Annotated in this window: 21 protein-coding genes and 2 pseudogenes; 8 read left to right on the plus strand and 15 right to left on the minus strand. The window is 67.5% G+C overall.

Annotated elements, in window-relative coordinates; translation table 11 throughout:
• Window positions 1-6: 6 nt before the first annotated feature.
• From DIE22_RS11615 to DIE22_RS11670, 12 genes are all read right to left on the minus strand, one after another.
• Window positions 7-1,002 carry a hypothetical protein gene (locus tag DIE22_RS11615; protein WP_124497370.1) on the minus strand — a complete coding sequence of 332 codons (996 nt, stop codon included), beginning with the start codon at window positions 1,000-1,002 and terminating at the stop codon, window positions 7-9.
• Window positions 1,003-1,005: 3 nt separating this feature from the next.
• Window positions 1,006-2,307, minus strand: coding sequence for a hypothetical protein (locus tag DIE22_RS11620; protein WP_124497369.1), 1,302 nt, complete (start codon window positions 2,305-2,307; stop codon window positions 1,006-1,008).
• Between the two features lie 3 nt (window positions 2,308-2,310).
• Window positions 2,311-3,690, minus strand: a complete 1,380-nt coding sequence (locus DIE22_RS11625) for a hypothetical protein (RefSeq protein WP_260426651.1) — start codon at window positions 3,688-3,690, stop codon at window positions 2,311-2,313.
• A gap of 33 nt (window positions 3,691-3,723) precedes the next feature.
• Window positions 3,724-4,776 carry a hypothetical protein gene (locus tag DIE22_RS11630; protein WP_124605137.1) on the minus strand — a complete coding sequence of 351 codons (1,053 nt, stop codon included), beginning with the start codon at window positions 4,774-4,776 and terminating at the stop codon, window positions 3,724-3,726.
• A gap of 50 nt (window positions 4,777-4,826) precedes the next feature.
• The gene (locus DIE22_RS11635) at window positions 4,827-6,620 is read right to left on the minus strand and encodes a hypothetical protein (protein WP_124497367.1); all 1,794 of its coding nucleotides are present in this window, start codon (window positions 6,618-6,620) and stop codon (window positions 4,827-4,829) included.
• A 58-nt stretch (window positions 6,621-6,678) separates the two neighbouring features.
• Window positions 6,679-8,151 (minus strand): S8 family serine peptidase, encoded by a 1,473-nt coding sequence (locus tag DIE22_RS11640; protein ID WP_124605138.1) that lies wholly within the window; start codon window positions 8,149-8,151, stop codon window positions 6,679-6,681.
• Window positions 8,148-8,969, minus strand: coding sequence for a hypothetical protein (locus DIE22_RS11645; RefSeq protein ID WP_124497365.1), 822 nt, complete (start codon window positions 8,967-8,969; stop codon window positions 8,148-8,150). Before DIE22_RS11645 ends, DIE22_RS11640 begins: the two co-directional genes overlap by 4 nt.
• Complete coding sequence (locus DIE22_RS11650) at window positions 8,966-9,229, minus strand: hypothetical protein (protein ID WP_124497364.1); 264 nt, start codon at window positions 9,227-9,229, stop codon at window positions 8,966-8,968. The genes DIE22_RS11645 and DIE22_RS11650 overlap by 4 nt, the downstream gene beginning before the upstream one ends.
• On the minus strand, window positions 9,226-10,326 hold the full coding sequence (locus tag DIE22_RS11655; RefSeq protein ID WP_124605139.1) for a hypothetical protein: 1,101 nt from the start codon (window positions 10,324-10,326) through the stop codon (window positions 9,226-9,228). The genes DIE22_RS11650 and DIE22_RS11655 overlap by 4 nt, the downstream gene beginning before the upstream one ends.
• 70 nt (window positions 10,327-10,396) lie before the next feature.
• Window positions 10,397-14,194: an N-acetylmuramoyl-L-alanine amidase gene (locus DIE22_RS11660; protein ID WP_260426652.1), complete on the minus strand. Its 3,798-nt coding sequence runs from the start codon at window positions 14,192-14,194 to the stop codon at window positions 10,397-10,399.
• Between the two features lie 9 nt (window positions 14,195-14,203).
• The gene (locus DIE22_RS11665; protein ID WP_124497362.1) at window positions 14,204-14,602 is read right to left on the minus strand and encodes a DUF3467 domain-containing protein; all 399 of its coding nucleotides are present in this window, start codon (window positions 14,600-14,602) and stop codon (window positions 14,204-14,206) included.
• Window positions 14,603-14,764: 162 nt separating this feature from the next.
• Window positions 14,765-15,727 carry a sigma-54-dependent Fis family transcriptional regulator gene (locus DIE22_RS11670; protein ID WP_124497361.1) on the minus strand — a complete coding sequence of 321 codons (963 nt, stop codon included), beginning with the start codon at window positions 15,725-15,727 and terminating at the stop codon, window positions 14,765-14,767.
• Between the two features lie 544 nt (window positions 15,728-16,271).
• Between DIE22_RS11670 and DIE22_RS11680 the strand changes: the two are divergent.
• Window positions 16,272-16,892 (plus strand): annotated as a pseudogene (locus DIE22_RS11680) (DUF2252 family protein).
• Window positions 16,893-17,080: 188 nt separating this feature from the next.
• A complete protein-coding gene (locus tag DIE22_RS11685; protein ID WP_260426656.1) occupies window positions 17,081-17,458 on the plus strand; it encodes a potassium channel family protein in 378 nt (125 codons plus the stop codon).
• A 403-nt stretch (window positions 17,459-17,861) separates the two neighbouring features.
• Here DIE22_RS11685 and DIE22_RS39305 read toward each other — a convergent pair whose 3' ends face one another.
• Entirely contained in the window at window positions 17,862-17,999 is a 138-nt protein-coding gene (locus tag DIE22_RS39305) for a hypothetical protein (protein ID WP_124497358.1), read from the minus strand.
• Between the two features lie 180 nt (window positions 18,000-18,179).
• Here DIE22_RS39305 and DIE22_RS11695 point away from each other — a divergent pair, with 180 nt between their 5' ends.
• The 5 genes from DIE22_RS11695 to DIE22_RS11715 are packed head-to-tail and all read left to right on the plus strand — an operon-like array spanning window position 18,180 to window position 22,407.
• A complete protein-coding gene (locus tag DIE22_RS11695; protein ID WP_124605141.1) occupies window positions 18,180-19,832 on the plus strand; it encodes a cbb3-type cytochrome c oxidase subunit I in 1,653 nt (550 codons plus the stop codon).
• On the plus strand, window positions 19,829-20,437 hold the full coding sequence (locus DIE22_RS11700; RefSeq protein WP_124497356.1) for a cbb3-type cytochrome c oxidase subunit II: 609 nt from the start codon (window positions 19,829-19,831) through the stop codon (window positions 20,435-20,437). Before DIE22_RS11695 ends, DIE22_RS11700 begins: the two co-directional genes overlap by 4 nt.
• 52 nt (window positions 20,438-20,489) lie before the next feature.
• Window positions 20,490-21,095, plus strand: a complete 606-nt coding sequence (locus DIE22_RS11705) for a c-type cytochrome (protein WP_124497355.1) — start codon at window positions 20,490-20,492, stop codon at window positions 21,093-21,095.
• A 29-nt stretch (window positions 21,096-21,124) separates the two neighbouring features.
• Window positions 21,125-21,787 carry an SCO family protein gene (locus tag DIE22_RS11710; RefSeq protein ID WP_124497465.1) on the plus strand — a complete coding sequence of 221 codons (663 nt, stop codon included), beginning with the start codon at window positions 21,125-21,127 and terminating at the stop codon, window positions 21,785-21,787.
• Window positions 21,784-22,407, plus strand: coding sequence for a hypothetical protein (locus tag DIE22_RS11715; protein WP_124605142.1), 624 nt, complete (start codon window positions 21,784-21,786; stop codon window positions 22,405-22,407). Before DIE22_RS11710 ends, DIE22_RS11715 begins: the two co-directional genes overlap by 4 nt.
• Here the strand turns inward: DIE22_RS11715 and DIE22_RS38500 are convergent.
• Window positions 22,408-22,516, minus strand: a pseudogene (locus DIE22_RS38500) (DEAD/DEAH box helicase); the annotation flags it as partial.
• 928 nt (window positions 22,517-23,444) lie between these two features.
• Here DIE22_RS38500 and DIE22_RS11725 point away from each other — a divergent pair.
• Window positions 23,445-24,047: a hypothetical protein gene (locus tag DIE22_RS11725; protein ID WP_124497353.1), complete on the plus strand. Its 603-nt coding sequence runs from the start codon at window positions 23,445-23,447 to the stop codon at window positions 24,045-24,047.
• A gap of 346 nt (window positions 24,048-24,393) precedes the next feature.
• Here the strand turns inward: DIE22_RS11725 and DIE22_RS11730 are convergent, their stop codons facing one another.
• Window positions 24,394-25,839 carry a DEAD/DEAH box helicase gene (locus DIE22_RS11730; protein WP_185640600.1) on the minus strand — a complete coding sequence of 482 codons (1,446 nt, stop codon included), beginning with the start codon at window positions 25,837-25,839 and terminating at the stop codon, window positions 24,394-24,396.
• Window positions 25,840-25,924: the final 85 nt, after the last annotated feature.

Below are 25,924 nucleotides of genomic sequence, written 5' to 3' on the forward strand. Positions count from 1 at the left end.
TTCATTTCAGTGCCCCAGTGCCGCCCAGGCGCTCTCCGGCGCTGCCGGCCGCGAAGCCGGCGGCCCGGTGCGGCCGGCATCCGCAACGGAAGCTGCCGGGTCGTCGGGTTTCTCGCCGAGGCTGAGCGTTGCCTCGATCCAGTCGGCGGCGGAGGCGATCACCGGGTTGTCGGTGGTGATCAGCGGCGACGCGCCGCCCAGCGCATCCGCGACGTCCGCCAGCCACGCGATCACGGTCATCCCGGCTTTGCCGCGCCGGACATAGGCGGCCGGCTGGCGCGGCGGCTGCCGCGAGAGCCGGCCGATGGCGGCGACCACGCCCCAGATGTCGCGCGCGGCGAAGCCTTGACGCAGGTCGGCATGGCCGAGGATCGCGAACGCGTCCCTGAGCATGCCGACGATCTCGCCGGCCATGAACGCGGTCACGCCGGTACACGCGGCGCCGAGGTTCTGCGCGAGCGCGCGCGCGCCGTTGCGGACCCGCGCCTGCTGCCCGAGCGCCCCGCGCGGGTCGGCGCCGGGCGTCTCGTCGAGCTTGTAGAGCGCCTCGCACAGCACGAGCATGCATTCCTCGAATTGGACGTTGCGCTCGGCATCCGCCGCCGCCGGGCCGTACGCGGTGCCGAACAACCGCGAATAGAACGCCGCGCGCTCGCCGGCCGCCAGCTTCTCGGCGCGGTGGCGCCACCAGTTGGCGACCAGCGGCTGCGCGCCGCCAAGATCGACGCCGACGGCGCCGCTCGCCGACAGGCCGGCGAGCGCCTCGACCGCGGGGATCACGCCCGCGGGCTCGAGATCGGCCGCCAGATAGAGCGACGCGAGCGCCCGCAGCTGCGCCTTGTCGATGCGCGCGGCAACGGCGTCGGGGATCGCGATGTCGCCGAGCTCGTCGAGCGCGAAGGCCAGGCCGTGCGCGGTCGCGCGCTCGACGAGCCGCTCCCCCGACCGGATCGCGGCCGCGAGCCCGGCATCCGCCGGCGGGGCGATGAGCGCGCGCGCCATGATTCAGTGCTGCCCGGCGGGCAAGCCCGCGGCGGGCGCCGGCTTGTTGGGGTTGTACGGCGTCGAGTTGCCCTGGATCACCGACATCATCTCGGGCGTCGCCATCTTGTCGAGCGGCAGGTAGTCGCTCTTGAAGTTGACGCGGACCTCGCCCGACAGCTTCGCTTTCACCTCCGCCTTGGACTCGCTGGTGTCGTCGAGTGCCGACCCGACGGTGGCCACGTGTTCCTGCTGCCCCTCGAACGAGGCGTCGGCCGAATACGGCGTGTACCAGCTGCCGTAATGCGCGTTGAGCGATTCCTTGTACTTCTGGCTCTCGCGGTCATGCATCGACGCGGTGTAGGTGCGTTTCGCGGTGTCGCTGGCGCGCATGTCGAACACCACCTTGGCGTTGATCGAGCCGTCGGTGACGACGATGCGATTGATGCCGAGCATGACCATCGACGACAGCAGCTGCTGGCGCTGCTTCGCCATCTGCAGGCGCGCCGCGGTGACGAGGCGCAGCTCGGACTTGTCGTCGGACAGGTCGGTCACGGGCGGATCGAGGTTGTAGTTCCGGCTGATCTCGGCAAGCCGCTGCTGCGCGTTGTCGCCCTGCGCCACCAGCCGCGTCGGGGCCGCTGCGGCGGCCGCGCCGGCGCTGTCCGCGTCGAACGCGTCGGCGCCGTCCTGCGCCTGCACCGACAGCACGTCCGGGAACGAATCGGCGAGATAGTCGCGGCCGGCCCCCTCGCTGATGTTGTCGCTCATGAACTGGGCGGTGGTCTTGGCGACATTGGCGATCAGCTCGCCATACGCGCGCATCTGCTCGATCGAGCTTTCGACGATCGCCTGGAACACGTTCTTGATCAGGCCTCCTACGAATTTCGGGAAATCGACCTTCTGCACCATCTGGCCGAACTGTTCGACGCCCTGCTTCACCGCGCCGGCCTGGAAGTCCTTGCCGGCGAAGCCGGGATCCTGCGAAAGCTGCCGCTTGGTCGCGGTGACGGGATCGTCGGCCAGCGCCGCGGCGGCCGGCGCCGGACGCGGCTGCGCGATCGGGCGCGCGAGGCCGGTGGGCGGCAGTTCGCCGTTCGCCTCGCGCTCGGCGATCTCGGCATGCACGCCGTTGGGATCGGCCAGGTAGGCGAGCACCCGCACCGTATCGGCGGCGATGCGGCGGCGCTCGTCGTCGGGCAGGTCGAGGAACGACGGAATCGCGGTCAGCAGGCGGCGCACCTCGGGCCGCGTCGCGTCGAACGCGGCGGCGCTCGTGGGTGGCCGCACCGGGTGAAGCGCGTCGGGGGGAGCGGGCAGGCGCATGGCTCAGTTTCCCTTGGCCGGCGCCGGCGCGGCGGCCGGAGCCGAGGCCGAAGCCGGGGCCGCGGCGGGTGCGGCGGCGGCCGGCGGCGTTTTCGGACTGGGCAGCACGTTGGGATCGGCGGGCGTCGCGTTGCCGGTGATGGTGGCGATCATCTGCGGGGTCGCCATCTTGTCGAGCGGCAGGTAGTCGCTCTTGAAATTGACGTCGACCGCGCCGGACAGCTGGATCTTGGTCTGCATCGCCGCGTTGCTGGTTTCGGACGCGGCGGTCGACGCGGTGATGATCGGCTTGTTCTCGTACTCGTAGTCGCCCTTCGCGTAGTAGTCGGCGCTGTACTGGCGGCCGTTGTCCTTGTCGTTGCTGGAGTCGTACTTGCCGCCGCGATCGTAGGTGCCCTTGCCGGCGTAGGTCGTCTGCACGTTGCCGTCCTTGTCGCGGGCGAGGTCGACCGCGGTGGCGCTGCGCTGCTTGGACAGCGTGTCCTGCGCGCGCACGTCGTAGATGATCTTCGCGGAGATCTTGCCGTCGGTGACGACGATGCGGTTGATGCCCATCAGCACGATCGAGGCCAGCATCTGCTGGCGCTGCTTGGCGAGCTGCATCTTGAAGCGGTTGACGATGGCCAGTTCGGAGGCCTCGTCCGACAGGTCGAAGGTGTCGCCGTCGCCCATCTGCAGGCGCGCGCGCACGGTCTTCGACGCTTCGTCGGCGTCGACCCCGTCGCGCACCTGCACGCGCGGGCTCGGCGCATCGCCGCTGTCGTCCATGCCGATCTCGAACAGGTCGGGAAACTGGCCGACCATGTGATCGCGCGCCTGGTTCTCCGTCACATGTTCGTCGGCGAACTGGCCGAGCGATTTCGCGACCTGCGCGATCATTTCCTGATACGCCTTCATCTGCTCGATCGAGCTGTGCGTGATCGACTGGAACACGCCGCTGATCAGGCTGGCCACGAAGGTCGGAAACTTGACCTGGTTCAGCAGCTCGCCCGCGACCGCGGCGCCCTCGTGCGCGGCCGCCGCGGTGAACTTGGACTTGCCGATGCTGTCGACGGCCTGGTTGTGCGTGTTGAAATCCGCCTCGTGCGCCGCATGATCGGTGTCGTCCAGCGCGCGCGCCGGCGCGGTGCCGAGGCCGCCCGGAATCTCGTGGCCGGCGAACCCCTCGGGCCGCGCCAGGTAATCGGCGATCAACGCGGTATTGCGGGCGATGTCGCGGCGATCGGCGTCGGGCATCGCGTTGAAGGCCTGCGACCGGGTCAGCATCCGCGCGACGCCGTGGCGCACTTCGTCGGCCGGCACCGGCGGCGTAGGACGCGGAGCGGCCGCGGCGGCGCGCGGCGGCGGCGCGATCGGCGTGGAACGGGCAGCTTGCGGGAACATGGCGACCTCGCGGGAAACGCGTGACGAAGCGGTTCAGTTGGCCTGGGCGGGCACGTCCGCAGGCAGTTCGAACTCGATGGGACGCAGGTAAAGACTCACCCGCGCCGGGCAGGCCGCGTCCGTGCGCAGGCTGATGATCGAGAAGCGGCCCGGCCAATGCGCGTCCTCCGGCGTGAACGCGCCCATCCATCGCTCGAGCGCCTGCAGCCCGCGCGGACGCTCGGCGAGCCCCATCGTCAGCAGGCTCAGGAACGCCGGCGGCACGTCGGGGATCGCCGACAGCAGCACGTAGAGCTCGAGATCCGGCCCGTCCGGCCCGAGCCCGAACGCGAGCAGCGCACCGTGCGGCGGCAGGTCGAACCGCCCGCCGAGCACCAGCCCCAGGAGCTGCATGATGCCGGGCAGGCGATGGCCGATGCCGAGCGCATCCATCACCGGCTGCAGATCGGCGAGCCGCAGCGCCTGGGTGCACGCGAACGTGAGCCGCTGGCCGCCGAGATCGCGCTGGGCGGCCATCGTGGTGAACAGCGGCTTGAGCCCGGGCACCATCCGCAGCGCGGCCTGGACGATGCCGGCCAGGTCGCGCGGCAGGTTCTCGATCGTGCCGGCGTCGCCGGGCAGCTCGTAATAGACCTTCGACGCGTAGAGCCCGTCGCGGTCGTAGCTGGAGCCGAAGAACGCGCCGTAGTCGAGGTGGCCGCCCGGCCGCGCGAAGCCCCGGAACGGCTCGCTCGCCTGGTCGAACCAGTGCAGCGCGTCGCGGCCGATGAAGTCGCGGATCAGCTTGCGCATTTCGCGCGTCGACTCGTCGCGCCGGTCGATCGCGGACGCCTCCGGCGGCAACGGCTCGATCGTGAAGCGCAGCTTGCCCGGCTGGCTTTCCGAGAAGCTGGGTTCGAACGGCACCGCCATCGGCATCAGCGCGTTGTCGCGAAACCGCAGATCGTCGGTGCCGTCGCCGAACGTGCGCAGGAACAGGTCGCGCGACGGCGCGAAGGGATCGGCGGTGCCGAGGCTTCGCGCGGCGCTTTTCAGGCGGCGTTCGACCCGGGCGACGACCGGCTCGCGGGATGAGGTCAGGGGCATGGCTCGGCTCCGGCAGGGTTCGGGAATGGCGCAGCGCACGCAACGCCGGTTCAGTGCGGGCGGTTCGAGTAGTAGCTCGCGCCGTTGTGCGTGCCGACGCCGTAGCCCGCCTTCACCGGCACGCCCGCGCCGAGGCCGATGCCGGCGCCGATATCGCCGACGCCGTCGAGCATCTCGCGCGCCATCGCCGGGATCGGCACCGGCTTCGACGTCATCTGCGGCGCCTCGCGCGGCTGCGAGAACTGCTCGATCTGCGTATCAGTGGTCGCGGTATCGGCCAGCCACAGCTCGCACGCGTTGACCAGGTCGTAGTCGGTGGGGTCGACCGTCGACTTGTGGTTCGACGAGACGTCCGGATTGGCGATCTGGTCGATGCTGAGCAGCGGGCCGGTCGCCTTGTTGACGCGATCGACGTTGTTGGCCAGCCACGCGGTGATGATCGTGCCGCAGGTCGCCAGCGTGCGATAGCGCGAGCTGGTGCGCGCGCCGCCCAGATCGTAGGTCGCGACCTGGTCGATCACCTGCCACATGTCCTTGGCGCCGTAGCAGCCGCGGATCTCGGGATCCTGCAGCAGATCGATCATGAACTTGACCTGCGACTGGATCTCGCGCGCGGCGTAATGCGCCATCCCGTAGCCGTGCAGCGACAGGTTGCCGGCGAGATCGCGGGCGGCCTTGCGCACCTGCTGGTGGTTGATCGGGTTCGGCACGCTCGCGCGCAGCAGCGAGTCGACTTCGGTCTGGCGCACGAACGACGAGACGGACGACACGAAGCGGATCCACAGATCGTTGAACTCGCGGTTGCCCGCGGTATTCGGATCGCCGCCCGGCACGCCGAGCGTGATGGCCGCGAAGTTCTTGCGCTCCTGCTCGGAGATGCGGTTCGGCGTCTCGCGCCAGTAGCGATAGAGCAGCTTGCCGGCATTGCCGGGGCCGATCGGCAGCGTGCCGTGCTGGAACTGCTCGACGATGCGGTCGACGACCTGGAACACCTTGAGCTCGTCGAACATCGCGGCGACGATCATCGGGCCCATCACGCGCACGTTGTCGGCCACGATGTTCGCATCCTCCAGATCCTCGAGGTTCGGCAGGTCGATGCCGAGATCGGCGATCGCGTCCTCGCCGCCGATGTTCTGGACGGTGTTGAGCTCCTCGTTGATGCGGCGGCGCAACTGCGGCTCGTCGGCCTGGATCTTGCGGGCCTGCAGGCCGCGCATCACGCGCGCGAATTCGATGGTGACCACGCCCGGCTTCTCGCCGCCGCGGCCGTCGGGATCGCCCTCGATGCACAGCAGCGCCAGCACCCGCTGCGCGAGCGCCCCGTACGAATTGGCTTCGCCCACCGCCGCGAAGAACTGGCGGGTAAAGGCGTTCATCAGCCCGCTGCCGTCGTCCGGCACGGTCCTGCCGTCCACGACCTTCACGGGGGGCGGCGTGGCCCCGTCGACCGCGAGGATGCCCAGCACCAGCGCGACAAGCGTGATCGACACGGCCTCGGTGTCCGCGCCGTTCGCGCCATTGGCGCCGCCCGCGTCGTCCGCGTCGAACACCAGCTGGCCGTTCAGCTCGGAGAGCAACGGCGGGTCGATCAGCGACTTGCTGGCGAGCAGTTCGCGGGTGGCGACGAACAGCGGATCGCAAACCTCCGCGACGCCGTCGGACGGCTTCTTGTCGTAGACGACTGCGAGGATGGCCTTGCACAACGCGAGCTGCTCCCGCTCGGCGGCGACCGGCGGCCGCTTCAGCGACTCGAGCCGGTTGACGATATCGACCAGCCCGTCGCGTGCCCGGGTCTCGAGGTCGACGAGGTCGAGGAAGCGGACTTGATGATTGACTTGAAACATTTAACTTCTCCTTGAAATCCGGTCGGTTCGGAGGAATGAACGGGATCCGGCGCGCAAGTCAGCCGTCGTCGGCACTACCTTCCTTGCCCGTGCAACCGTCGTCGCCCGCCGCGTCGTAGGCATCGATGCGGCCGGCCAGCGCGCGCAGCGCCGCCGCCGCGTCGAGCATGCCGGCGCCGCAGCCGTCGGCCGCGCCGGGCGCAAACGGACGCGCGGTGGCGACGAGCAGATCGCGCACCGTCGCGCCGTCGAGCGGATAGGCGCGGCGCTGCGCGTACGCGACGAGCAGCGCCGCGGCGCCCGCGACGAACGGCGCGGCGAAGCTGGTGCCGGTCGCCAGTTGATAGGCCTCGATCGCGCTTGTCAGCACCCGTTCGCCCGGTGCGCATAGCGCGACATGCGGGCCGCGCGTCGAGAACGCGGTCGGCCGCTCATCGTCGCCCACGGCGCCGACCGCGATCACCTGCGGGTAGGCAGCGGGCCAGTAGCGGGTCACGCTGCCGTTGTTGCCGCTCGCGGCAACCAGGATGCAGCCGCGCGCGGCGGCATACGCGATCGTGTCGGCATGCGGTTTCGGGCGGTTGGCGGCGATCGTCGCATCGTCGGTGCCGAAGCTCATGTTGATGATCTTGGCGCCGAGATCGACCGCGAGCTTGAGCGCGCGATCGAGGTCGGCGATCGCGCCGAGTCCGACCGCATGCGCCTTGCCCGGCAAGCGGGCGGCCGCCAGCGCGCGCATCGGCAGGATGCGGCAGTCGCCGCCGAGTCCGCGCGGCATCGCCACGCCCTCGGCGGCGATGATGCCCGCGCAGCCCATGCCGTGACCGACGAAGCGGTCCTCGGGAAAATCGCCGCGATGGCCATGCCCGCTCAGCAGTTGCACGCCGGGCGACAAGTCGCCGGGCTCCAGCCGCACGGTGTCGGCGCCCGTGCGGAACGCATGGGCGAATTCGGGATGCCGGCGGGCGATGCCGCTGTCGATGAGACCGACCGTGACACCGCTGTCGCCGCGCTCGATCGCATGCGCGTCGGCCATGCGCACCAGCGCGCGCGCATCCTGCGCGAACCGCGCGGCCGGCGGCACGGGCGCCAGCCGGCCCGGCGCGTCCATCGGGACCATCGCGACGTAGTTGGGCGTCACGCTTTCCACGGTCGCGAGCTGGGCGAGCGCGTCGCACAGCTCGCCGATCGCCGTGCCGGCCGGCACGCGCAGCAGCAGCGTGCGGGCCATGCCCGTCGCTTGCTCGATCGCGTCGTATCCGCGGTGCGCGTGCCCGGGCACCCAGCGCCCGGCCGCCGCGCTGAACGGGCGCACCGCGAGAAAGCGGCCGGCGAACGCAACCACGATGCGGTCGACCGGACCGCCGTCGATGCGTTGCGCGGCGGCCAGTGCGCCGCGCGTCACGTCGCGGATCGACGGCACGTCCTCGGGCGCTTCGCCGAGCGCCAGCTTCACGAGCAGGCTGGTCGGCAGGCTGAACTGCCGCTCGCCGGGCGATGCCCAGGGCGTGCCGAGTGCGCAGATCGTCATGGTCGCGCCTCCTCCTGGCCGGGAATGGCGGCCAGGGTCATCGGCCTGGCCGCGGATGCCGCCGGCGGCGCGAATGCGCTCAGGTCGAACGCCATCGCGGCCGCATGCCGGCTTGTCGGCGAGACGGCGAGTTCGCCGGCCCACTGGTCGCGGCCGGGCGCGAGCAGCAGCTCGCCGTCCGCCGATTGCAGCACGGCGACCGGGCGATTGCCGATCCGCACCAGCGGCGCGTGCGCGCCATTGACGAGGTTGCGCCCGATCACGCGCAGCAGCGGCCCCGCATCGGGCTGCGCATCGGCGGCGGGCGCCACGGGCTCGACCCGCTCGACGCTCGGCGCGGACGCCCGGTCGAGCGCCCGGCGCAGCCGGTCCACGGACAGATTGGTGACGCGGCCGATCGCATGCACCATGTCGCGCTGCTCGGCCTGCTGAAATTGCCTGACGGTGCGCACGCCGGCCCATTCCAGCCGCTTGCGGTCCTCGGGCGAGAGTTCATCGCCCAGCGCGTCGAGCGGCTGGTCCTTGCTGTCCTCGGACAGCGCGATCGCGTTCTCCTCGATCGCCGGCCGCGTGATGGTCGTGAAGACCAGATGGAAGGTGCTGCTGTCGGTGTCGCCCGGGCCGGCCGGACGAATCCAGACCTCGCTTTCGACGAACTCGACATGGGCGCGCAGATCGAGGTTGACGTCCTTGATCGCGAAGGTCAGCGGCAGGTTGAGGTTGCGCGCCTTGATCGCCATCGCCGCCTGCGCGTTGTCGAGCTGGCTCTGCACGGCCTGAATGAAATCCTCGAGACGCAGGCTGGCGTTGCTGTTCATTGCCCCGCTCCATCGATCGGCACGGCTTCGAGGACGATCGCGAGCCGCGCCGGCTCCGGATCGAAGGCCGTGCGCGTCAGGAACTGCGGCAGGTCGCCGACCAGTTCGATGCCGCCGGCGCCGCGCGCGATGCGCAGGTCGAGCGGCAGTTCCATGACCACCGAGCGCACCCGCAGCCCCTGCGCCGCACCCGCGGTCAGCTGTTCGGCAATGTCGGCGAACGCGCCCAGCGTCTCGCCCAGCGGCCGCGGCGCAATCATGCCGGTTCTCCTCGGGCGGATGCGGGCGCCGCCGAAGCGGCGGGCGCGGCCGGTGCAGCAGACGCCGCCGGCACGGTGGCAGGCGCAGGCGTCGCGGCGGGCGTGGGTGCAGGTGCGGGTGCAGGTGCGGGTGCCGCCGCCACCGGCGCCGCAGGCTGGGCGGCCGCCGCCGGTGGCGCGATCCGCGCCGCCGGCCGGCTGTGCCGCTCCAGCAGATTGCGCGACGCCTCGTCGACGAAACGGTCGAGCGGCAGCGTCTCCGACGCGAAATTGATGCTCACCTTCCCGGTCAGCGTCGCCTTGAGATCGGTGTCGGTCTGCGCATTGACCGCGACGGTGGAGACCGTGGTGACCACGTCGCCCGACGTGCCCCGTCCGCCCCAGGTCGTCTGTCCCGACGACGGGTCGTTCGACGTCGCATACTGCACGGCGGCCCGGTCGCGCGCCTTGGCCTGGAAATTGAGGCTGGCGGCGATCGTGCCGTCCTTGACCACGACCCGCTGCATGCCCAGCAGCACCATCGTCGACAGCGTCGACAACCGATGCTGCGCGACGCGCTCGCGGGCGCGGGGCAGCACCACCGATTCGAGCGTCTGGGCGTCGAACGCGCCGTCGGCGGCACCGAAATCGGCGAGCCACGCGGGCACGGGTGCCGCGTCGTCGTCGCCGGGCCGCACCACCGGCGCGAGGCGGTATTCGCCGCCGTCCTGCACCAGCGTCACGTCGTGCGGATACTGCTCGACCAGCCACGCGCGCGCCTGCCCGTCGGTCACGTTCTCCTGCGTGAACTGGTCCAGCGGCTTGGCCACCGCGCCGACCAGGTCGGCGAAACTCTCCACCTGCTTGATCGAGCTGTCGACGATCGCGTCGTACGTGCCATGCACGAGGCTCGCGACGAAGGTCGGAAAGTCGATCGCGTCGGCCAGCGCCGCCGCCCGCCGGCCGATGGCGTCCGTCGCCTTCTCCTTGGGAGGCGCCGATCCACCCGGGCCGCCGGCCGGCGCCGCTTGCGGCAACGCGCCGTCCTGCCTGGCCGGGTCGCCCGATCCGGCGCCGTCGACGATCTCGCGGCCGAACGCGTCGCGAGCCAGTGCCACCGCGGGCGCGATCGCGCCGCGGGGTGGCGGAGGGGGAATGTGGCGAGCCATCGCGCGTGTCCCTCGGGGATCAGGCAGGTTGCGGTTCGCGCGCCGCGGGCTGCGTGGCGCTTGCCGGCAGCGGCGGCGCGCCGTCGGCGCCGTGCACGGTCTGGAAGCGGCCGTCGCCGTTCAGCGTCACCTCCGTCACGCCGAGCTGATCCTCCTCGCCGGCATGCCGGAACGTGGTGGTGATGCGCAGCGTGATGCTCGCCCGTTCGGGCGTGCCGGCACCACGGCCGATATCCGCACGGACGAACGCGGTCCAGCCGTCGAGCATCTGCCCCTGGCCGGGGACGATCGTCACGTCGCCGACCGCGCCGCCCTGCCACGCCCAGTCGATCGACACCGGCGCCGACGTGCGGCCGCTCGGCCCTTCGATGTACGGCCAGTCGTCGAGCGTGATGTGCTGACCGGGCATGCGCGGCTGCCCTGCGCCGCCCGCCAGCGCATTGGCGGGCTGGACCAGCCCGGCCAGCTGCGCGAGATCGTAGCTGCGCCCGTCGCGGCGCTCGGTGCGCCGGGTCAGGCTCACGCCGAAGCCGAATGCGTCGCCCGCGGCCGGCGGCTCGGCGCCGAGCGCGTAGCCTGCGCCCGCCGCGCTGCCGCGATTGATCAGGTGACCGAACGTGCCGCCCGAATGCATGAGCTGGATCACGCCGATGCCGGCCGCCGCCTCGTATTCCGACACGAAATCCTCGTAGGTCATGATGTAGCGGCTGCCGGTCGCGTGGGTCGGCGGCAGCGTACGCGCGCCGGGATGGCCCGGCGTGCCGACCACGCGGTCCAGCGGATCGGTGATCCGCACGAAATACGCGTCGCCGCTGCGATACATGCCCGTCACCACCACCGCATGGAAGAAGTTGGCCGGCGCGCGCACGACTTCGGCGACCCAGACCGGCCCGTTCGCTTCCAGCAGCCGCCGAAAGCCTTCGGGCGCGAAGCACGCATTGGGTTCGACCGTGAGGGTCGACGCACCGGCGAAGCCCGCCACCTCGGCCGGCGCCAGGCCGTCGCGCATCTGGCGCTCGAGGCTCATGCAGCGCGCCAGCAGCGTCGGATCGACGCTCTGGTTGTCGCGCCAGCCGAGCACCATCGACGCGGCCGTCGCCCAGCAGCCCATGTCGGTCGGCTGCGGGGTCATCTGCACCTCGTCCCAGTTCACCGTCCAGTCGTCGGCGCCCAGCGCGCGCGCGGCGCCCGGGGCGACCGACAGGGCCTGGCTCATGCCGAAGAAGCCGCGGCTCGGGATCGGCGCCTTCAGATGGCCGACATACGCGAGCGTTCCCGCGGCCATCGTGCCGGTCGACAGGCTGGCGAGATCGCCCGGCGGCACCCAGTGCGGCGGCACGCTGACGATCGGCCTGCCCGCATCCTGGAACGACTGGACGACCAGTTGCGAGCAGAAGAAGTTGTCGGTGTCCGCGCCCTCGCCGAGCTCGATGCGGCCGACGAACCGGCGGCAGCGCTCCGCCGCGTCGCCCGACAGCAGGTCGCACGCGCGGCGATCGATCAGGTAGCTGCCGCAGCGGACCAGCCCGACATAGTTGAAGCCGCGATCGAGGTAGCGCGCGGCGGCATCGGCGACCTGCCGCTGCTGCGTATCGGTCAGGCCCGGCACCCGAAACGCGACCGCGAGGCGCGCGTCGGCCAGCGCATCCGCGAGCGGGCGCAGCTGGACCCCGCCGGGAATGGCCTCGATCACCTGCCCGCCCTGGCCGACGTAGAGCATCGCGTGGCTGACCTCGGCGCCGGAGCCGGCGCGAATGACGCCGGAGCCGGGATTGCCGGTGGTGCTGAGAATGATGTCGCCGATCTCCAGCGCGTCGGTGCCGATCGACAGGCCGCCGACGCCGGGATCGAGCGGAATGTCGTCGCCGAAGCCGCGCGCGGCGAACCCGAGCGCCTGGCCGGCCGCCTGCGGCTGGCAGGTGCGGCTGGTGACGAGCCGCATGTAGTAGTCCCAGTCCCAGTTGCCGTCGGGGCACGCGGTATGGCCGGTCGAGGTATCGGCCTCGCGATGGCCCATGATCGTCGTGCGATTGATCGGCAGCTGATACTTGTCGCACAGCGACGCGACCAGCGCCGCCGAGGTTTCGTACTGGAGCTGGGTCGGCGCCAGCGCGTCGAAATGCTGGACGGTGCCGTTGCGACGCGGGTAGTCGGCGCCGCCGCGCTTCACCGCGATATGTTCGATGCCGATGCTGCGCTGGTTCGAGCCCTTGCAATGCCACGCCGTGTCGGCCTCGGAAACGAACTGGACGACTTCGCCCGCCTGCCCGACCAGGTAATGCGAACTCACCTTGGACGTGGCATTGGTGAAGGTATTCACCACCTGCTGGACGGTGGGTACGTCGGCGATGTGGATGATGATGCGGTCGATCGACTTGCTGCCGCGCCCCTCGTCGAAATTCGGGCTGGCCGCGGTGCGCGTGACGAGACTGTTCTCGCGCGCCCCCAGCGCCAGCGCGCTGGCGGTCGCGGGCGGTTCGGCGGCCGTATCGTCGTCGCTGTACGGCGGCGTATCGATGCCGTACGCCTCCGGGTCGTCGCTCAGGCCGCGCGACCACGCGAGCGCCGACGCGGTGGCGATCGTGCCCGACGCGGCGCGCGAGACGCCGACGAAGAGGCTCACCGGGCTGCCGACGCTCACGCCGGCCGACAGCGTGACGCCGACGAATTCGCCGCGGGCGTTGAACAGCGCCGAGATGCCGCCGGCCGGGCTTTCGCCGATCATCACGCCTGCCGTCGTGCCGGCCCCCGAGAAATCGTCGATATGGCCGCGCAGCAGGCTGATCTGGCCGGTGAGGCTCGCCGACACGATGTAGCCGAAGTCGAGTTCGCCCGACACGAAGACGCCGATGTCGTCGCCATTGGCGTCGAAGATGAGGCCGACCGCGCCCGCGCCTCCGGTTTCCAGCCCGGCCCCCGCGCCCGCGCCGATCGACACCGACAGGCCGTTGCGCATCGCGACCGGCAGCAGCAGCAGCAGCGACGCGGTGGCCGGATTCGCGCCCAGCATCGCGCGCAGCGCGGCCCGCTCGACGGTCGACAGCTTGCGCGGCCGCGGCCAGGTAAAGCCGCGGCGCTCGCCGGCGATGCGGAACTCGGCATCGTCGCTCATCCCCTGCGAAACGGGCGCCGGTGCGACGGCGGGCGCCGGGCGCGCGGCCGGCACCGGTGCCAGCGCGGGCGGCGTCGCCGCGACCGGCGGTGCCGCGACCGGCGTTGCGGCATTGAGCGGCGGAAGCGGACCGAAGCCGTCGTCGTAATGGACGTCGTGGCGCGGCGCGGCGGGCTCGACGGCCGGCTGCGGCGTGCCGGCACCGGCGCCTGGCGCGGCGGGCGCCGGCACGGCGGTGGCGCCCGGCCGGGTGCCGTCGCCCGCCCAGTTCAACAGCGGGCTCCTGACGGCGGCGGTGCCTCGCGTCGGGAACACGCGAACCCTGCGCAATCCCCGGTCGCTGAGCCCCGACAGCGACACGTACGGGCTGTCGGCGTTCGGCAGGACGTCGACCGTCCACGCATCGGCATCGGGCGACGCGGCGGTGGCGAGACCGAACCACAGCCGGCCCTGGCCCGCGAAGCGCGCCAGCACCGCCGGCGGCACCATGAACACCGCTTCGCCGCGCGGGATCGCCAGCAGGCCGTCCTCGCGACTGGTATAGAACGTCGACGACGTGCGCCCTTCCTTGCGCATGAACAGCGCGGGATCGGTGGCGATCACCAGTTCCGCGACGCACGGCGCGTGGCCGACGCGAATCGTGAAGCCCAGCATCGGGAAACGGTCGGTCAGGACCATGCGGTTGGGATGGAGTTGCGCTGCCATGTCGTGTCCTCAGCTCTGGTTTTGATCGGGCTCGTCGCGACGGCCGCCGAGCATCGGCTTGCTGCGCGCATCGATCGCGCGCCGTTCGAATTCCTGCGGGGGAAGAATCGCCAGATCCGGTTCCGGGTCGCCGATGTCGGGGATTGCGTGGTGTGTCGCCTCGAACTGGGCGATCGCGCGCGCCAGCAGTTGCGCCAGCAGCTTGGCGTGCACCGGGCTGATCGCGACGCGGCTCATCAACTGGACGTTGCCGGACTGCGGCTCGACCTGCCCGGCATCGATCAGGAACTCGAACGCGTTATGCCCGACCTCGAAATAGTTCGCATAACTGGCGAGCAGCGGCCGTGGCTGGCCGGCCGGCTGGGCCGGGTCCGGCGGGGCGTCCTGAAGTGGCTCGATGACGTGCACGACGGCCTCCTTGCATGGCGACGGGCGGTCTGTCCGTTCGTCTTCGCAAGGAGCGGGCCAACCTGCGCGTGCCGACGCAAGCGCATGATTTGCCGTGGAATTTCCCGGCCGGGGCGGAATGCGCGAACGCTGCCGGGCTGTACCATGTGACAGCCGGGGCTGTTACACCGATGCAGTGTTGCCGGCGTCCAGGTTGTACTTGGCCAGCTTGCGGTACAGCGTCATGCGCGACCAGTTCATCTGGCGCGCCGCTTCCATCTTGTTCCAGTTGGTTTCGCGCAGTACCGAGACCAGCCGTTCGCGCTCCTGTTCGCCGGCGGAAAAGTCCTGCAGGAACAGGCGGCGAAACGCCGGCGGCAGGTCGCCCAGCCCGAACGGGCGCCCTTCCGGCGCGTCGATGAACAACGCCTCGACCAGGTTGCGCAGCTCGCGCACGTTGCCCGGCCACCGGTAGTGCCGCATGCATTCGAGCAGCGCCGGATCGGGCCGCCCCACCCGCATCGCCCGCCGCTGGTTGTGTTCGGCGACGAAGTGATCGACGATCGACGCGATGTCCTCCGGCCGTTCCCGCAGCGGCGGAATCTCGATGCGCGCGACGTTCAGGCGATAGAACAGGTCGGCGCGGAAACGGCGTTCTGCGACAAGTTCCTCCAGGCTTTCGTTGCTGGCCGCCACGATCCGGACATCGACCGGGCGCCGGCGCAGCGAGCCGACCGGCATCACCGTGCGGTCTTCGAGCAGGCGCAGCAGCTTGGCCTGGACGGCGGGCGGCATCTCGCTGACTTCGTCGAGGAACAGCGTGCCGCCGTCGGCCTCGACGAAGCGGCCGGGAAACGCGTGCTGGGCGCTGGTGAAGGCGCCGCGCTCATGGCCGAACATCTCGGATTCGAACAGGCTGTCGGGCACCGCGGCGCAGTTCACCGCGATGAACGGCTTGTCGGTCCGGGTGCTGAGGTGATGGACGGCGGTGGCGACGCGCTCCTTGCCGGTGCCGGTCTCGCCGGTCACGAGCACCGTCGTATCGGTCTGCGCGACCTTCGCCAGATAGCGGCGCAGGTCGGTCATCGCCGGGCTCGAGCCGTGCAGCCCGAGTGAGGTCGCGTAAATGCCGCCGGTCGTGCTCATGCGCGCGCCGTTCGGCTAGCAAACCGTTGACGGATGATGCGCAGCCCCGAATTTCATCGCCACTTCCCCCCCGCTGGATATTGAGGAACAAGACAACCATCCTCGATGGCGATTGTTGGCACGCGTTTAATTAGTACTGTGATGCGTGTTGAATGGACAGCTGCGTGTCACGGCACCGGCCGATAATCAGTGTAGTGTCAATATCGCGGTTCATACAACCTGCCGACAGCCAACGTTTGCGCACGTCATGCCGGCGCGCTGGCGCGCGGGTGAGCCGATCGACTCGGGGGGCCACGCGAGCTCGGGTATGCCGATGAACAGGCTCGCGCGTTGCATGCATCGGGCGCTGTTTGACCGAGACTTTTTGCGCTGATCGACGCGCGGCTGCTCATCCGACCATCGAAGCGCTATACGATCACCACGCCTGGGTTGTCAGGCGTGGTCGCGAGGGTCAGCGCGACGCTCGCCGTGCCGTGTGTCGCAACCGGGCTGCTGCGGGTCGAAACGAGGCGGCAGGCGCTGGAGGAAGTCGCGCCGGTAACGAATGACGCGAAGGGGAAAGCGGTTACAACGGGCGGAAGTTCGGCGTGGTCGACGTGGCCATTTTGAGCATCATTCGACGCCGGCACCTGCGCAACCGGATGAGTATCGCCTGACGCTGCCCGGTGCGCAGCGCGCGCTGCTTGTCCGTTACGAGATGCTCGACATGGCGGTGCGCGTGATCGGCGTTGGGTCGGTCAGCACGCGCTGTTATGAGGCGCTCTTCATGGCCGATGGGAAGACCCCGCTCTTTTTGCAGGTCAAGGAGGCGCGCGCGTTCGTTCTGGAGGACTACCTGCCGGCGAACACATTTCCCGACCACGGCGAGCGGGTGGTCAGCTGACAGCACCTGCTACAGTCGGCGAGCAACATTTTCCTCGGCTGGTCCAGAGTTCGCTGCGCCGGCAACAATTTCTATGTCCGTCAATTGCGCGACATGAAAGCCGCGGTCTCCTTCAGAACTTTTGATGCGCAGCTTGCCGTCCGCAAAATGCGGGTCGGCTTCAAGTTCAGACATCTGCACCGCCTTGACGAAGCCAGGTCAACGACCTTGAGATCGGAGAAGATGCTTTCCTGCGTCACGGGAAGGCGATTTACCCACGCACCTTATGGAAAGAGAGTCTAGGCTCTCCTGACCAAAACTCAAAAAAAGAATCTTCCGATGAGGGCCATATGGACAATTCCGGCGAAGACCCCACTACCTACGCACGCATCCAGCCACGCCATGCGATTGGCGAATTCGCAAGCGTGCTTTCACATCTGCGCGGGCTGCTGTTCATTCTGCTGACCGCATACATCGTGTTGTCGATCGTCATGTACTACGTCGGCGGGGCCGTTGATACCGCCACGCGAACACCGGCCACCCCGGGCCAGATGGCCTATTTTTGCGCGATCACCGCGTTGACGATCGGGTACGGCGACGTGATACCTACCACCGATCTGGGCCGCTTCGTTGCGGTGTTGCTCGGGTTTCATGGTGTCCTGATCACCGGACTCGTGACGGCGGCAGCGGTCTATGGCGTTCAGGCGGCGGCGCACCGCGCAGGCATCCGGCCACGTCAGGCAGGCGGACCGCCACGTATCGCTCAGCGCGGCCCCGGGCGCAACCGGCGGCCCGGCGCGGTAGCCGCCGCCGAGTGCCTTGGTCAGTGCGATAGCCTCGCTGATCTTCCGGCCATTGACGTTCAGTAGTGCGATCTGTTCGCCGATCAGGGGCTGCCGCGCTTCAATGGCCAGATAGCGGCTGGCAAGCCCCCGCTGGTAGCGGGCCTCGGCATTGTCCCGGGGGGAGGCTACCGCCTGCACCTTGCTTTGCTGCAGCCTTGCCTCGTTGTCGAGCGCCTCCGGACGCGTGCCGGTCATGGCGACGTCGCGCACCGCAATCCTGACGATGCGGCCGTTCACCTCCTGGACGACGTCGATCGCATCGGCATCGACGTGGGCATCGTCGGTGCGCGGCGTGCGGTCGATCATCCAGATCACCAGCGCCGGCAGCACCGGCATGACAAGGACTAGCGCGATGGCAAGTCAGGTCTTGCTCTTTTCGTTGCCCGCGGTCGTCATGATGGTCAGCCAAGGGTGGTCAGATCAGCAGTCAGGTAACGACGGAGAAGATGGCGACCAGCGCGAGGTACGCAAGGGCCGGCGCGCCCAGCCAGTAGCCGGCCGCGACGCGTTGCAGTATCAGATGACAGACGATGGCAAGCACGACACCGGCGATGATGCCGAACATCCAGTCGGGATATTGCGAGAATGATTCGCGTTATCGAATCGACGTTACGCCCCCGAAAATTGCCCTATGCATTTCTCGGTGTTTGAAACTAGATTGGGTAGATTCAGAGTCGCTTGCGGTCTCTGTCTGCAACGGTTCGGCTGTATCGATCAGAAGACGATTGAATCTCGGGAGCGTTCCATGAGCACAGTCTCGATTCTGTTGTCGGCCTTCGTTGTGTCCACGATAGGTCTGATCACGTTTATCGTCAGCCTTCGCTATGGATGGCTGGACGGTTCGCAGAAGTCGGCCGAAGTAATATTCGCCTCCGGGGAAATCGGCCGCACCGAGGAGCCGTCGGCCACCGGCCAGCAGCGAGCGGCATTGCAGGCGGTCACGACGCCCACGGAAATGCCGGCGCCATCCGCCATACCCGATTCGGAAATGGTGGCACGGGCCGAGGCGGACCGCTCCACTTCCCTCGTGGTGTTCTTCTTCCTGTGCAGCGCGATGGTGTGGCTGCTGGTGGCGTCCCTGGGCGGGCTGACCGCTTCGCTCAAGCTGCATATGCCCGATGCATTGGCCTCGCAGGCTTGGCTGTCGTTCGGACGCATCCGCACCGTGCATCTGAACGCCGTGGCCTATGGCTGGGCGCCGATGGCCGGCCTCGGCATTGCGCTGTTCGTGCTGCCCCGGGTGCTGAAGACGCGCCTGGTGGGCGGCAACTACGCGATCCTGGGCGCCATGATGTGGAACGCCGGCGTGGTCGCCGGCCTCGGAAGCATTGCGGTGGGGATCACCGACGGCATGGAATGGCTCGAGATTCCCTGGCAGATCGGCATCGTTTTCGCTGTCGGTGGAGCGTTGATCGGGTTGCCGCTGGTACTGACGTTGCTGGCAAGCCGGGTCACCCATCTGTACGTGTCCGTCTGGTACATGGGATGCGCGCTGTTCTGGTTCCCGGTGCTGTATCTCGTTGCCAAGATCCCCTATGTGCATTTCGGAGTCGAGCAGGCCACCACGAACTGGTGGTTCGGGCACAGTGTGCTCGGCCTGTTCTACACGCCGCTCGCGCTGGCGTCGATCTATTACTTCCTGCCGAAGATCATCGGCCGGCCGATCCAGTCATACGGACTGTCGCTGCTCGGCTTCTGGACGCTTGCATTCCTGTACGGGCAGGTGGGCGGCCATCATCTGATCGGCGGGCCGGTGCCAGGCTGGATGGTCACGCTGTCGATCGTGCAGAGCGTGATGATGATCATCCCCGTCATTGCGTTCTCGGTGAACCTCCACCAAACCATGCGCGGCCACTTCCGCGCGCTGCTGCATTCGCCGACGCTGCGTTTCGTGACGCTGGGCGGGATGATGTACACGCTGAGTTCGCTCCAGGGTTCGTTCGAGGCCCTGCGCAGCGTCAACGCGATCACCCATTTCACGCACTACACGGTGGCGCATGCTCACCTTGGGCTCTACGCGTTCGTGAGCTTCGTCTTCTTCGGTTCGATCTATTTCATCGTGCCGCGCGTCACGCAGCGCGAGTGGCCTTACCCTGGTCTGATCGCGGCGCATTTCTGGTGTGTAGCGCTGGGCATCGCAATCTATTTCATCAGCCTGACCATTGCGGGAACGCTGCAGGGTCTGGTCATGCTCGACGCGTCGAAGCCATTTATCGATTCGGTCACGCTGACGGTACCTTACCTGCGGGCGCGCTCGCTGGGCGGTGGGTTGATGGTGTTGGGGCATCTGTTCTTCATTGCCAACTTCATCTGCGTCATCCTTGGGCTGGGCCCCAATCGCGACAAGCCCGCGATGTTCGCGCTTGCCCGACTGGAAGAGGCGGGAGCCGATTCATGAGCAATATCACCTTGCTGATTGGCGCCGGCATGGTCATGCTGGCCCTGGCCACCAGCGCGCTGGTGGTGATGCCTTACATGCAGTTGCGGGACGTGAAGCCCGCCGCGGGGCTGAAGCCCTATACGTCGGCCGAACTCCGGGGCCGGCAGGTCTACATCAGCAACGGCTGCATCTACTGCCATTCGCAACAGCCGCGGGACCCATCCTTCGCCCCTGATGGCAAACGCGGATGGGGCCGGGCATCGGTTGCGGCCGATTACTACTACGATCATCCGCACCTGCTGGGCACCATGCGCACCGGGCCGGACCTTTTCAACATCGGCGCCCGCCAGCCCAGTGCGGACTGGCACCTCGGCCACCTGTACCAGCCGCGCGCCTATGTGCCGCAGAGCATCATGCCGAGCTATCCGTTCCTGTTCGACGTCAAGGACGCCGTCGACCCCGGGGAAAAGGCGCTGACGTTGCCGCCCGGCGCCGCGCCGCCGGGCAAGGTGGTGGTGGCAACGCCTGAAGCGCTCGACCTGGTTGCGTACCTGAAGGCGCTCGATCACACCTACTCCGCGCTTCCCACGGCCGGCGACGCCGCGGGCAAGCCGGCCCAGTAGTGCATTGCCAATAGCGCGCTGCCAGCGCTGCCGACTGCCGGGAACCCACGCCATGCCAGAGACACCCCCACCGATTCAGCCCTCCCGGCAGGAGCAGCGGGAGCTAGCGGACCCCCATGAAAGCCATACCCCGATTCCGCGAGCCGTTCTGGTACTCGTGGCCTTGCTGATCGTCTGGGGCTTCTACTACATTGCGCGGGCGCCGATCAACATTCCGGCCGAACTGGGCGACGGGCGCACCGTCGGCGCATTGGGCGGCAAGAAAGCCGCGAGCGGCGGCGCAGTGGATGGCGCGGCCGTGTTCTCGGCGAACTGCGCGGCCTGCCACCAGGGGACCGGGCTCGGGCTGCCCGGCGTGTTTCCGCCGCTGGCGGGCTCGGAGTGGGTCCAGGGAAAGCCGGAGACCGTGGCGGCGATCGTGCTGCATGGCATCACCGGCCAGCTGACGGTCAAGAGCAACACGTTCAATGGCGCCATGCCGCCGTTCGCGGCCCAGCTCAGCGATGCCGAAATTGCCGCCGTGCTCAGCTATGCGCGAAGCCAGTGGGGCAACAGCGCGCCACCGCTGACGGCGGAACTGGTCGGCCAGGTACGTGCCGCCACCAAGGACAAGGCGAGCCCCTTCGATGGCGACAAGGAGTTGAACGCACTCAAGTAGTGACGTCACGACCGATGGAATCGACAGCCATGGAATCTCCGGCACGCTGCCAGCCGCCGAGCCTGCGCGCGGCGGCCTTTGGCTGCCTGGTATTGTGCGTGGCGTTTGTTGTCCTGCTCTCGTGGCTGACGCGGGGCATGCAGGTATGGACGCTGGACGCGCGTCGCGGCGCGATGGCGGCGACGGAACAACTGATGGCCCCGGCAGTGAGCCTGCGCGATGCGCGTGGCAATCCATTCATACCATGGGGTGTGGCGTCGACGTCTGGCGTGGTCTATCTCGTGGATTTCATCTATACACGCTGCAACTCGGTCTGCAACGCGCTCGGTCCGGAGTTCCTCCAGCTTCAGCGCGCTATCGAAGCGCAGGGCCTGGATCGGCGGGTCAGGCTTCTTTCCATCTCCATCGATGCCGGGCGCGACGATTCTCCGAGTCTCGCTGCCTATGAGGCACGGCAGCGCGCCGATGGCCGCATTTGGCGCGTCACCGCGCCGCTGACGACCACCGGACAATCCGCGTTGCTGCGTGCGCTCAATGTGATAGCCATTCCTGACGGGATGGGCGGCTTCGTGCACAACGGGGAGATCCATGTGATCGACCAACGTGGCGTGGTGCTTGGTCTGTGTAACTACGCCGAATTTGGCCAGGCGTTGCAGGTGGCGCAACGCGCAGCGCAAAAGGCGGGGCGATGAAACCCGTATCCACCGTCAAGAGTCCTTACGCGTTCCATCCGTTTGGTTCGGGGATCGCGTGGGGCCTCTTGTGCCTGCCTTTTGTCTTGCTTGCGGCGCCAGTGCGTAATGCGATCGAGTCAGGCATGACGCTCCAGATGCTGACCCAATTTCCGCTCCTAATGGCCTCGGGTTTTGCCGCAGCTGCCCTGGTCTCACGCCGCCATGCGGGCAGCCACGCCATGGATGCGCTGATGCGCTTGGGACTTGTGCCGCTGTTGTCTACCTCGCTTTGCCTCATGTTCTGGATGGTGCCGCTTGCGCTGGACTTGGCACGGCTGCATGCGGACGTCAATGCAGCGAAATATGGCTCGCTGCTGGTTGCTGGCGCGGCGCTTCAGCAGGGACTGAAACGGGCACCGGCGGCGGTACTCGTGTTCTTTGCCGGCAATCTGGTCTGGATGCTCGCAACCGTAGGCATGCTGTTTTACGACGCCGAGACCCGGCTGTGCGCCAGCTTTCTCCTGGATGATCAAAGGCTGGCAGGCATTGGCCTGGTCGGCTGTGCCATAGCGATAACCTTTGTGCTCATCCTGCATCTGCACCGGCTCCCGGGATATGGTTTTAGTGCCCCGGATTGACAGCAACGGCAACGCAAAACCCGCCGTTTTACCCGTGCCTGTCCGGTGCCGCAGCCATGACGTCCTTGCCGCCGAGCACGGCGGGAATCGCGTTGGCCTGCACCGGCGTAGATAATCTGCATGACGAACTGAAAATCCGGTCGCGGCACTCGGGCTGATCGCCGGCGATGCTTGACCTTGATGCCGTTCCTGACGGGCAAAGTGTTCCACCACTCGATACAGGTTGTGGTGCTTGCATACTTGGGCGCAACTCATGATATCGGCGCAGGGTGTCGGCGTTTCGCGAAATCGCTCGTCAACCCGGCGATCAAGCGCCCCTCCCGGCCAACCGGAATCGGCCAACAAGCGTCATCCGCGTGTCCACCCTTACGTTTAAATGACGAGTGCCGATCTTCGATGCCACGAGCCGCTTCGTCAGCAAGATTATGATCTGCTGAAATGGCTCTATTCCGCATATGAAAATTTCGCAACGTGCATTGTTGCCTGCGACCCCTTCAGCGATTCTCAAGGAAATGTAAAAGGAAGCGGCTCGTCGATCGGTGCCCCGGTCGAAATAGCGACATTACGCCGCACTCCTGATTTGCAGGAACCGCACCCGGGTCGAACCCTTCGTCTCGCCCATTTCCCGCTCGTAACCCTCTTTGCATTTGGTAACAAGTCGGGTTGATTCGTTGCGACCACATGCCGTAAATTTTGCGGGTCGTCCGGCAACATCCGGCAGTTGGGCGATGTTTCATGCGACATATCAGACATACCGGATACCTGGGTGGTTCGCCATCCGACCCTGCAAGCCCGCACGCCGTGCGGACTTGATCCAGCGGTCGAACTCGCAATGAGTACCGATTCGACCACATGCAGCCCGACAGGCCCCGACGCGCCGTCATTGGCACGCCGAGTTGTTCCCGTCATGCCGGACTGAAGTTGGCGTGACGGCGGGAGTCATTGTCGATCTTTTATATTTACGTCGCACTCCTAATGCACTGAGGAGATTCAACCGGGTTTTCGACGGTATCAATTAACATTGAAGAGGACAGAAAATGGAATTCGTACGAATGGGTATCGTCTTTATTCACCTCATCGCCTGCTGTGTCGCGATTGGTCTCGTGCTGACCAGCGACATCGCGATGGTCAAGCGGCTTTTGAATTCTGACGCGCCCGCCGATCTTTCGCAGGTCAACCTGCCCAGTCTGCAGCACACCGTCACGTTGGCGCTGACGGTGCTTTGGGTCACCGGCATTGCGATCATTGCATTCGATATGCGGACCCAGGGTCTCACGTATCTCCACAATCCCAAGCTGCAGGCCAAGATTGGCATCGTCGCCTTGCTGACCTTCAACGGTATCGCATTGCATTCCATGGTCCTCCCGGCATTGCAGAAAGTGGGGTCCCTGCTGGAGCTTTCCTTTGAACGGCGTATGCTTGCCATTTTCGCGGGCGTGATTTCCGCAGTCTCGTGGTTCTATGCGGCCATGCTGGGCGTCGGGCGACCGTTGAGCTGGAAGTATTCGTTGTTCCAGATCCTGGCCGCTTACCCTGCCCTGATTGCTGGCGGAATCGCCACCATGTTGTTTATCACGGCACTGGCGAAATCCAGGAAGCCCCTTGAACAGCCGAATACCGAAGAAGTCGTGGCCTATTGATCGTCGGCACCCGAGGAATGCGCACTGCTCGCGGCAGTGTGTATCCCGTTGTCGCACAATCCGCGCTTCGGCTCGCTGGCGCGGGATCGCGAATGTTCCGGCCCAGGCGAGCCCTCGGCGCAGCGGGTACGCCTGAAGAACCGCGACGCGTCGACAACACGCATTCACTGGCGATGACAGCGGACATTCACGGTCGTGATACTCCGAATGTCCGGAAAGCGATCTGCAGCCGCCTCAACGAATCGCCTCCCCGAACGTCCGTACATGGCCGACGATGCAACATGTATCGTCGGCCTGCCAACGGCCGGAAGCCTGCTCCTTGGCTGGCGTCAGCCGTCCCCGCCAATCAGGCTTGACGCTTGCCGCGACCACCGGCAGGTTTGCCAGTCGGCTTGCGTGCCCCCGCAACTGCCTTGCCGGCGGGTTTGCCGCGCGGCTTTTGCACGCTGAACGGGCTACCGTTCAACACGCTTGCGCCTTTACCCGCAGCCCCGGCATGCTGCCCCTCAGGCTTGCGTTTGCCTTCGCCACCTTGCGGCCGCGGCTTTTTCCCGGCCACCGGCATAGCCCCCGCCCCACCTTGCGGCACCTTCGGCTTCTTCGGCTTTTTAGGCTTCTTGATGATCTGCCCCGTCGCGCTGGTTTCCGGCACGCGGTGTTCCGCTTCAAAACCCGGCTCTTCCTCACGGCGCAACGTTTTCCCGATCAGCGCCTCGATCGCGGCCAGCTGCGGTGCTTCATCGGCACACACCAGCGACACCGCCACACCGCTGGCGCCCGCGCGCCCGGTACGGCCAATCCGGTGCACATAGTCCTGCGCGACGATCGGCAGATCGACGTTGATCACCAGCGGCAGATCGTCGATATCCAGCCCGCGCGCCGCCACATCGGTCGCAACCAGCATCTGTACTTCACGCGTCTTGAAGCGCTCGAGCGCACGCAACCGCGCCGGTTGCGGCTTGTCGCCGTGGATGGTGTCGACCGCATAGCCCGCTTCATCCAGCATCGCCGCCAGGTAATCCACGCCATTGCGGGTCTTGACGAACACCAGCGCGTGCTCCCAGTTGTTCTCGGCCACCAGGTGCATGAAGAGGTCCGGCTTGTTCCGCTTGTCCACCGGCACCACCCACTGCTTGATCCTGCTGGCCGTGGCATTGGGCGGGCTGACGCTGATATTGACCGGGCTGCGCAGAATGTTCGCCGCCATCGCGCGGATATCGTCGGTGAACGTGGCGGAGAACAACAGCGTCTGGCGCTGAACAGGCAGCGCAGCAAAGACGGCATCGAGCTCGCGCGCAAAGCCCAGATCGAGCATGCGGTCTGCCTCATCCAGCACCAGCGTCTGGACTTGATCGAACTGCACGGCGTTCTGGCGATTGAGATCCAGCAGACGGCCCGGCGTGGCAACCAGCACATCCACGCCCTTGCGCAACTTCATCATCTGCGGGTTGATGCTCACCCCGCCGTAGGCGGCCAGAAATCGCAAGTCGAGGCCTTTGCCATAAGCGACAAAGCTTTGCAGCAGCTGCTCAGCCAGTTCGCGCGTCGGCACCAGCACCAGCACGCGCGCGCGGTTGCTGGACACCGCCGGGCCGTGTTGCACGAGCCGCTGCAACAACGGCAGCGCAAACCCCGCCGTTTTGCCCGTGCCGGTCTGTGCCGCGGCCATGACGTCCTTGCCGCCGAGCACTGCGGGAATCGCCTTGGCCTGTACCGGCGTCGGTGTCTGGTAATTGAGGTCCTGCACATTACGCAGCAAGGGGTCGATCAGGCCTAGCGAGGCAAAAGACATGGACGTGTTCCGGGCTAAAACCGCAATTCTAGCGGTTGCCGCACTGATCGCACCGCGCGGATCGGCGCAGCCTCCCCGCATGCGC

This window comes from Burkholderia sp. Bp9142, from assembly GCF_003853415.1.
In the GTDB taxonomy this organism is placed as follows: domain Bacteria; phylum Pseudomonadota; class Gammaproteobacteria; order Burkholderiales; family Burkholderiaceae; genus Burkholderia.

Excerpts from the sequence above, each read along its gene's own strand:
- DIE22_RS11615 (WP_124497370.1), bottom strand. The coding sequence starts at position 1,002 with ATGGCGCGCGCGCTCATCGCCCCGCCGGCGGATGCCGGGCTCGCGGCC.
- DIE22_RS11620 (WP_124497369.1), bottom strand. The coding sequence starts at position 2,307 with ATGCGCCTGCCCGCTCCCCCCGACGCGCTTCACCCGGTGCGGCCACCC.
- DIE22_RS11625 (WP_260426651.1), bottom strand. The coding sequence starts at position 3,690 with ATGTTCCCGCAAGCTGCCCGTTCCACGCCGATCGCGCCGCCGCCGCGC.
- DIE22_RS11630 (WP_124605137.1), bottom strand. The coding sequence starts at position 4,776 with ATGCCCCTGACCTCATCCCGCGAGCCGGTCGTCGCCCGGGTCGAACGC.
- DIE22_RS11635 (WP_124497367.1), bottom strand. The coding sequence starts at position 6,620 with ATGTTTCAAGTCAATCATCAAGTCCGCTTCCTCGACCTCGTCGACCTC.
- DIE22_RS11640 (WP_124605138.1), bottom strand. The coding sequence starts at position 8,151 with ATGACGATCTGCGCACTCGGCACGCCCTGGGCATCGCCCGGCGAGCGG.
- DIE22_RS11645 (WP_124497365.1), bottom strand. The coding sequence starts at position 8,969 with ATGAACAGCAACGCCAGCCTGCGTCTCGAGGATTTCATTCAGGCCGTG.
- DIE22_RS11650 (WP_124497364.1), bottom strand. The coding sequence starts at position 9,229 with ATGATTGCGCCGCGGCCGCTGGGCGAGACGCTGGGCGCGTTCGCCGAC.
- DIE22_RS11660 (WP_260426652.1), bottom strand. The coding sequence starts at position 14,194 with ATGGCAGCGCAACTCCATCCCAACCGCATGGTCCTGACCGACCGTTTC.
- DIE22_RS11670 (WP_124497361.1), bottom strand. The coding sequence starts at position 15,727 with ATGAGCACGACCGGCGGCATTTACGCGACCTCACTCGGGCTGCACGGC.
- DIE22_RS11685 (WP_260426656.1), top strand. The coding sequence starts at position 17,081 with ATGTACTACGTCGGCGGGGCCGTTGATACCGCCACGCGAACACCGGCC.
- DIE22_RS39305 (WP_124497358.1), bottom strand. The coding sequence starts at position 17,999 with ATGTTCGGCATCATCGCCGGTGTCGTGCTTGCCATCGTCTGTCATCTG.
- DIE22_RS11695 (WP_124605141.1), top strand. The coding sequence starts at position 18,180 with ATGAGCACAGTCTCGATTCTGTTGTCGGCCTTCGTTGTGTCCACGATA.
- DIE22_RS11700 (WP_124497356.1), top strand. The coding sequence starts at position 19,829 with ATGAGCAATATCACCTTGCTGATTGGCGCCGGCATGGTCATGCTGGCC.
- DIE22_RS11705 (WP_124497355.1), top strand. The coding sequence starts at position 20,490 with ATGCCAGAGACACCCCCACCGATTCAGCCCTCCCGGCAGGAGCAGCGG.
- DIE22_RS11710 (WP_124497465.1), top strand. The coding sequence starts at position 21,125 with ATGGAATCTCCGGCACGCTGCCAGCCGCCGAGCCTGCGCGCGGCGGCC.
- DIE22_RS11715 (WP_124605142.1), top strand. The coding sequence starts at position 21,784 with ATGAAACCCGTATCCACCGTCAAGAGTCCTTACGCGTTCCATCCGTTT.
- DIE22_RS11725 (WP_124497353.1), top strand. The coding sequence starts at position 23,445 with ATGGAATTCGTACGAATGGGTATCGTCTTTATTCACCTCATCGCCTGC.
- DIE22_RS11730 (WP_185640600.1), bottom strand. The coding sequence starts at position 25,839 with ATGTCTTTTGCCTCGCTAGGCCTGATCGACCCCTTGCTGCGTAATGTG.